The following is a 6,714-nucleotide window of genomic DNA, read 5'->3' on the forward strand; positions in this document are numbered from 1 at the left end:
GATATTTTTTCGTATCATTCATCTCTCTTTACATGTACTTCATCATACTTGAGATATTAAGGGAAAAGAGGATGTCTCCGAAGATATCAGTGAAGGAAGCGCTTTTCGAGCTATCGAAAATATATGTAATAAAAGATGGAGCTAGAAGAACTGTTACGGAAATACCCAATAAATCAAAAAAAAAATGGCGGAGATTTTCGATCTAAAGTCATTCCCTAAAATCGTACGAAATTAAGGTTAATAAAACGAGTTAAACTATATCTTTTTTATTGACCTTTCACTGCACTTTTTATTAATTTTACAGTATTTGCATTGATATCATTCAAAAAAATTATGAGATAATTTAAATATGAAGATTATATTTGTTAAAGCATGGGAATAATAGAAGATTTAAGGAAAGAGGCTGAAACTTTAAAAAACGAAGGAAAAAACATGGGCAGTAACTTTCTAAAAAATGTCAATGAGATATTAGATACGCTTGACAAAAATTCTGAGAGATTGAGCGCGGATCTTGCTAGAAGCATAGAAAGAGAGCTTAAAGATCTGAGGTCTCAGCTAGATTCATTAAGTGAAAAATCAATAATTGTAAACAACTCCAAAAAAGTAATAAAGAAAGGTGCAGATATAACCTCTAACGCTATAGATTCTGCCAAACCATATGTTGAAAAAACTGTTGATAAAACCAAGAAAATATTAAAAAAAGGTAAAGATTTTTTAAAATAGTTTGTTGTCAAAAAATAAAAAAGGAAGTTACAGCAACATTGAGATCACTGATGGGAAATATTTGGAAAAATCCACTAAATGTTCTGGCAGAGCATTATATCCAATAAATAGTGCTGCAAGTGTTCCTAGTATAAGCAGTACAAATTCCAGGTAATACAGTGCTTTACCTGCCCCATTAGGTTTCATTATCAATATTGGAGTTAACAAAGCAGCAATTCCATCAACTACATAGAGCCCCATAGCACTAATAAGGTCATTTCCAGATTCTAGCTTATACGTAAATATACTATATGCTCCAATCAGTACATATATTCCGAGTATTACAGACAGGAAAGATAGAGATGCGGGGTTCATTTTTTTATAAACCATTATTGCGCCTACAACTAAAAGGATACCCAAGAACAAGAGAGGATCTCCAAATAACATATTATACCCTGAAGGAAGTGGCCATGTAAAAGACATTTCATAACCGCTTATGAAATCAAACAACCCTATTCCTACAGTGGGAATAACCAGCTGTTCTCTAATCCATTCAGTTTTTCCTAATGCGGAATACAAAAAGTATAGTGCTACCAAAAATGTTCCTGAGCCTAGTCCTATAAGCATTATAGCCAACGAGTCTATAAACAAAGCCATATTTTTATCACCACTTAAAGGAGTAATAAAATTTAATATTTAAATTTTTTTATGCCCAATTTCGTTTTATAAAAAATTATTTTGTTAATCTTGTAATTCTTTGATAATATAGGATAAAAAAATAAATTTTTATTAGTTTTATTTAGACATTTATTATCAAATATCTTGTAAATTCAATATCAAAGTTATAAAAAAATAAAATTAAAAGCTTGCGGTATATACCTGTAAATACCAAACTATGGCAATTTAAAATATCCTATTCTTATCAACTTAACTATACTTTTGCTTTTTGTTCAGATAAAATTATTATTATACCCATTTGTTATTACCCGACACTATGAAAGCTTCATCTATAAAAATAGACAAAATCAATTGTAAAGGTTGCGGTATCTGTATAGACGTATGCCCCAAAAAAGTAATAGCAAACTCTGAAGAAGTGAATGAATACGGGCTTTTCTATCCCTATATTATAGATCTAGATAATTGTATTGTTTGTAGACTATGTGAATTATATTGCCCTGATTTTGCAATAGATGTGGAGGAGAAAAAATGATGAATAAAGTGATATTTGTAGAGGGTGACGAAGCTTGCGCATTAGGAGCAATAAAAGCTGGTTGCAGATTCTATGCGGGATATCCAATAACCCCTGCCTCAGAGATTATGGAATCAATGGCAAGATTGTTACCAAGAGAAGGGGGTAAATTTGTACAGATGGAAGATGAAATTGGATCTATAGCAGCAGCTATAGGTGCTTCTTGGACTGGCTTGAAGGCCATGACTGCAACTTCCGGGCCTGGTTTTTCTCTAATGCAGGAAAATATTGGATATGCATTAATGACTGAAACGCCGGTTGTAATCGTTAATGTAATGAGAAGTGGCCCTTCAATCGGACAAGCAACTATGCCTGCCCAGGGTGATGTAATGCAATCTAGATTTGGTACCCATGGTGATTATGAGCTCATAGTACTATCGCCAAATTCTGTACAGGAAATGTATGATTTTACAATCAAAGCCTTTAATCTATCTGAAAAATACCGGATACCAGTTATATTATTGACCGATGCAGAAGTAGGTCATATGACTGAAAAAATGATAGCACATGAGGCAGAGCTCATCGAGCGAAAAAAAGCAGAAAAGCCGGCAGAATTACTGACTTACGAGGGAAGAGTACCTCCTATGGCACTGTTTGGATCTGGATATGAACTATTAGTCACAGGTTCTACTCACAAGCCAGATGGCACTCGAGACACAGGCTCTGAATCTGTGCACTCTGATTTAGTGACCAGGCTTGTCATGAAAATCGAAACTGATAGAGAAAATATAGAAGATTATGAAGAACTTTTTGTCGATGATGCAGACATAATTGTTATAGCATATGGTGCTACTTCCAGACCTGCAAAAGGTGCAGTATTAAAAGCTCGTGAAAATGGGATAAAAGCTGGATTTTTCAGACCCAAAACGCTCTGGCCAGCACCTGAAAAGAGGATGAAAGAGCTTAGAAACGTGAAGACTGTATTATTGCCAGAGATGTCTTTAAGAGGATACAAGATGGAAGTAGAGAAAATCTTTGGCTCTGTACAGCATTATCCCAAATTAGGTGGTGTTGTTCACACTGTTGATGAAATATATAATAAGATCATGGAAGTGATAAAATGATAACTGCTAAAGAATTGAAAGAAAAATATATTCGAAGATTTCCCTCTGCTTTCTGCCCTGGATGTGGCGATGGGCAAATATTAAATGCTATTACAAGAGCAATTGATCACTCTAAAATAGATAGCAAACAGATAGTGGCAGTATCAGGTATAGGATGTTCAGCATGGATTCCTTCTCCATATTTAAAGACTGATACTTTTCATACACATCATGGCCGCGCAATAGCATTTGCTACAGGTGTAAAAATAGCAAATCCTTCATTGAAAGTTCTTGTTGTGGCGGGAGACGGAGATTGTGTGGGCATTGGCGGAAATCATCTAATACATGCTGCCAGGTCAAATATAGCCATGACAGTAATAATGGTAAATAACGGGATATATGCAATGACTGGCGGCCAGGTAGCGCCTACAACCGAGCATAACACCAGAACCATTACTACTCCTTATGGAAATCCTGGATATTCATTCAATGTTTCAGAGCTTGTTAAAGCTGCAGGTGCTACCTATGTAGCCAGATGGACCACCTGGCATTTACCGCAGCTTATTAAAAGCATTGAAAAAGCGATGATGAAAAAAGGTTTTTCTTTTATCGAGGTTCTATCTCAATGCCCGACCTATGAAGGAAAAATTCTGGGGATGGATCACATAGAAATGTTGCATATGTTTAAAGAAAAAGCCAGGCCTGACGGAGAAGGGATATTCAAAATTGGAGAATTTGTAGACATAGAGAGACCAGAACTTACAGAAGAGATGGATAAAATAATAAGGCAGGTGAGAAAATGATACAGATCCGCATTGCAGGCTGGGCGGGACAAGGGTTGGTTTTAGCAGGATCGATACTGGCTCATGCTTATGCTATGCACGAAAACAAAAATGTGATTAGTACTAGATCATACACTGCCGCTGTAAGGTCAGGCATCACTTATTCAGATATTATTGTTGATGACCATGAAATTTATGACTTAGTAATAACAAAACCCCAGGCTTTAATAGTATTATATCAGAAAACTATGGATAAGTTTGTTTCTCTTGCAAAAAAATCAGAATACTTGATTGTCGAGAAAAATTTGGTACCTAATGTTCCAGCTATCCCTGGCAAATTAGTAATAGTTCCCGCATATGACATAGCAAATCAAGAAAAAAGTCCAAAGATGGTGAATATGGTAATGCTTGGCGCATTCGCAAAGGCCACAAACCTAATATCGATAGATTCTTTGATTAAAAGTATCGATCAGAATGTATCTGAAAAATTCAGAGATTTAAACAAAAAATTGATAATGCGAGGTTATGAACAAAATATCCTATACTGAACAATTTTCAGAGAGTATTTATAGAAAATACTTCGTAAAATTGATACTTGCTAAGCGAAATATATTAGATTTTTATTGCCTATAACATATTTTGATTTATTCACCCAAACAAAATGCTTTGGCGATAATATACAGTTAGATGAATAATATTTTTTTAATCGAATTTTCATGTATAATACGTATTTTGTGTTAGTTATTTAACTTATACTAAAAACAATTAAAAATATCTGCACTATGCTGGCATAGATTAAAAAATGATCCAGCCGTTAATTTCTACCATATACAAAATATAAACTTTTAAATAATTTAAGCGTATAATATATTTTTATGAAAGCAGTAAATAATTTGATAGGAATAGTAGACATAAGTAGAAATAATGTTAAAGTAGAGCATGTTGATGATTCTGTTTATAAGAAATTTTTAGGCGGATATGGTTTAGGAGTATGGTATTTACATACTCATCAGAAACCAAATGCAGATCCTCTAGGTCCAGAAAACACCTTAGGTATAGTTCCAGGACTGTTAAATAACACAAATATTCCAATGTCCGGACGCTTTATGGCAGTAGCTAAATCTCCATTGACCGGTACCTGGGGCGATTCCAACTGTGGTGGTCATTTTGGCCCTAAGTTGATGCAGGCTGGTTTAGACGGCATTTTCATAAATGGGATATCTAAAGAGCCGGTGTATATATTAATAGACAATGGCAAAATTTCAGTCCTCAGTGCCAAAGATCTATGGGGTAAAAATACTACTGAAACAGAAGAAATTTTAAAAAATAGGCACAAAGGAGCTGAAGTTTTATCTATAGGACCAGCCGGCGAATATATGTCACTGATATCTTGCATAATAACAGATAAAGGTAGGGCATTAGGCAGATCTGGGCTTGGTGCTGTAATGGGCTCTAAAAAACTTAAAGCGATAGTGGCTGTGGGCAATAAAAAAGCAGATATTTTCGATTCCAACACTCTAAAATCGATTACAAAGAGTATGCTGAATGCCAGCAAAGATGAGAGATCAGAAATTTACAAAATGTGGCACAAGTACGGCACTGTGGGCAGCAATGAATTTTCAGCATTGAGCGGAGATACACCCATCAAGAACTGGAATGGAATAGGCATTATTGATTTTGGCGAAGAAAACGCCAATAAACTGAGTGGGGAAATGATTGTAAAGGATAATGTTCAGAGCTATGGTTGTGCCAGTTGCCCGGTGGCATGTGGCGCATGGATAAGAAGAGAGACCAGATTCGGAATAATTGAAGGTCACAGACTAGAATATGAAGGTGCATCCCTATTTGGGCAGGCTTTACTGAACAGCGATCTGGATTCGGTAGCCATGTCATTTGAGCTATGCAATCAATATGGTCTGGACATTATATCAACTGCTGCGGCAATAGGTTTTGCGATGGAATGTTTTGAGAAAGGAATGATCAATGAGCGAGACTTGGGATTCAAGATTGGGTGGGGAGATTCAGATGCAATAGTAAAACTTGTGCATATGATAGGAAAAGGAGAAGGATTTGGAAGAGTGCTGGGATTAGGTGTGAAAAAAGCAGCTGAAAAGATAGGAAAAGGCGCTGATAAGATAGCGATTCATGTTGAAGGACAAGAACTTCCGTCTCATGATCCTAAATACATGCCCAGCCTGGCCACCACATACTTGACCGATCCAACGCCTGGAAGACATACAGCTGGTGGTTTAGGATTTGAAGAAGGATCGGTTCCGAGCCCAATATTCAATATAGATCTTCATTTTGAAAAAGTGGAAAAATATGAATACAAAAACAAAGGTAAGGTACATGCTATCATGAGCAATATGAAACAGGTTCAGAATGCTTTAGGGTTCTGCTCTTTTTCATTTGTATACGGAACATTACCTTATACAGAGATGATAAAATCAGCTACCGGCATGGAATACACTCCAGAAGAGCTTTTATTGACAGGAGAAAGGATACAAGATATGAGGCATTTATTTAATTTGAGAGAAGGATTAAACCCTGCTAAATTCACGATACCTGGAAGAGCAATAGGCACAGAGCCACAAAAAGAGGGTCCTTTGAAAGGGGTTACTGTAGACATAGATACCATGAAGAAAGAATATTACAATGCTATGGGGTGGGACCTGGAAACTGGAGAAATAAATGCTAATAAAAGGAAAGAGCTTGATCTGACCTATTAACTTTTATATATCTCTTTAATTTAACAGTACTCAATGAAAAGAACTAATTATCTAAATAGTTTGAAAAGTCTGCAAGACCGTTCAAAAGTTATTGTTGATGGTTGGCTTCAAGAAACCAGGGTATTGGGAAACATTGCATTTTTGATTCTGCGAGATCGCGAGGGTAGTGCTCAGGTTACTTTGTTTAAAAAACAGTTTGGTCCAGAAAA

General features: G+C 35.8%; 8 protein-coding genes. 7 read left to right on the forward strand and 1 reads right to left on the reverse strand.

The genetic code is table 11. The features are described from left to right. Both QXQ25_03865 and QXQ25_03870 read left to right on the forward strand, forming a co-directional pair. Positions 1 to 206: hypothetical protein (locus QXQ25_03865; GenBank protein MEM0160842.1), on the forward strand; the 206-nt coding region annotated here is incomplete at its 5' end. Positions 207 to 372: 166 nt separating this feature from the next. After that, positions 373 to 723, forward strand: a complete 351-nt coding sequence (locus tag QXQ25_03870; GenBank protein MEM0160843.1) for a hypothetical protein — start codon at positions 373 to 375, stop codon at positions 721 to 723. A gap of 27 nt (positions 724 to 750) precedes the next feature. On the opposite strand, the gene QXQ25_03875 is transcribed toward QXQ25_03870, so the two are convergent. After that, on the reverse strand, positions 751 to 1,359 hold the full coding sequence (locus QXQ25_03875) for a DUF981 family protein (protein MEM0160844.1): 609 nt from the start codon (positions 1,357 to 1,359) through the stop codon (positions 751 to 753). 337 nt (positions 1,360 to 1,696) lie between these two features. Between QXQ25_03875 and QXQ25_03880 the strand changes: the two genes are divergently transcribed. From QXQ25_03880 to QXQ25_03900, 5 genes are all read left to right on the forward strand, one after another. Further along, complete coding sequence (locus QXQ25_03880; GenBank protein ID MEM0160845.1) at positions 1,697 to 1,912, forward strand: 4Fe-4S binding protein; 216 nt, start codon at positions 1,697 to 1,699, stop codon at positions 1,910 to 1,912. After that, a complete protein-coding gene (locus QXQ25_03885) occupies positions 1,909 to 3,015 on the forward strand; it encodes a 2-oxoacid:acceptor oxidoreductase subunit alpha (protein ID MEM0160846.1) in 1,107 nt (368 codons plus the stop codon). Before QXQ25_03880 ends, QXQ25_03885 begins: the two co-directional genes overlap by 4 nt. Then, positions 3,012 to 3,797, forward strand: a complete 786-nt coding sequence (locus QXQ25_03890) for a thiamine pyrophosphate-dependent enzyme (protein ID MEM0160847.1) — start codon at positions 3,012 to 3,014, stop codon at positions 3,795 to 3,797. The genes QXQ25_03885 and QXQ25_03890 overlap by 4 nt, the downstream gene beginning before the upstream one ends. After that, on the forward strand, positions 3,794 to 4,324 hold the full coding sequence (locus QXQ25_03895; protein MEM0160848.1) for a 2-oxoacid:acceptor oxidoreductase family protein: 531 nt from the start codon (positions 3,794 to 3,796) through the stop codon (positions 4,322 to 4,324). The genes QXQ25_03890 and QXQ25_03895 overlap by 4 nt, the downstream gene beginning before the upstream one ends. 327 nt (positions 4,325 to 4,651) lie before the next feature. After that, positions 4,652 to 6,505 (forward strand): aldehyde ferredoxin oxidoreductase family protein, encoded by a 1,854-nt coding sequence (locus QXQ25_03900; GenBank protein MEM0160849.1) that lies wholly within the window; start codon positions 4,652 to 4,654, stop codon positions 6,503 to 6,505. The last annotated feature ends 209 nt before the right edge of the window (positions 6,506 to 6,714 follow it).

This window comes from Thermoplasmata archaeon, assembly GCA_038729465.1.
In the GTDB taxonomy this organism is placed as follows: Archaea; Thermoplasmatota; Thermoplasmata; order Thermoplasmatales; family ARK-15; genus JAVRLB01.

Excerpts from the sequence above, each read along its gene's own strand:
- QXQ25_03870 (MEM0160843.1), top strand. The coding sequence starts at position 373 with ATGGGAATAATAGAAGATTTAAGGAAAGAGGCTGAAACTTTAAAAAAC.
- QXQ25_03885 (MEM0160846.1), top strand. The coding sequence starts at position 1,909 with ATGATGAATAAAGTGATATTTGTAGAGGGTGACGAAGCTTGCGCATTA.
- QXQ25_03880 (MEM0160845.1), top strand. The coding sequence starts at position 1,697 with ATGAAAGCTTCATCTATAAAAATAGACAAAATCAATTGTAAAGGTTGC.
- QXQ25_03900 (MEM0160849.1), top strand. The coding sequence starts at position 4,652 with ATGAAAGCAGTAAATAATTTGATAGGAATAGTAGACATAAGTAGAAAT.
- QXQ25_03875 (MEM0160844.1), bottom strand. The coding sequence starts at position 1,359 with ATGGCTTTGTTTATAGACTCGTTGGCTATAATGCTTATAGGACTAGGC.
- QXQ25_03890 (MEM0160847.1), top strand. The coding sequence starts at position 3,012 with ATGATAACTGCTAAAGAATTGAAAGAAAAATATATTCGAAGATTTCCC.
- QXQ25_03895 (MEM0160848.1), top strand. The coding sequence starts at position 3,794 with ATGATACAGATCCGCATTGCAGGCTGGGCGGGACAAGGGTTGGTTTTA.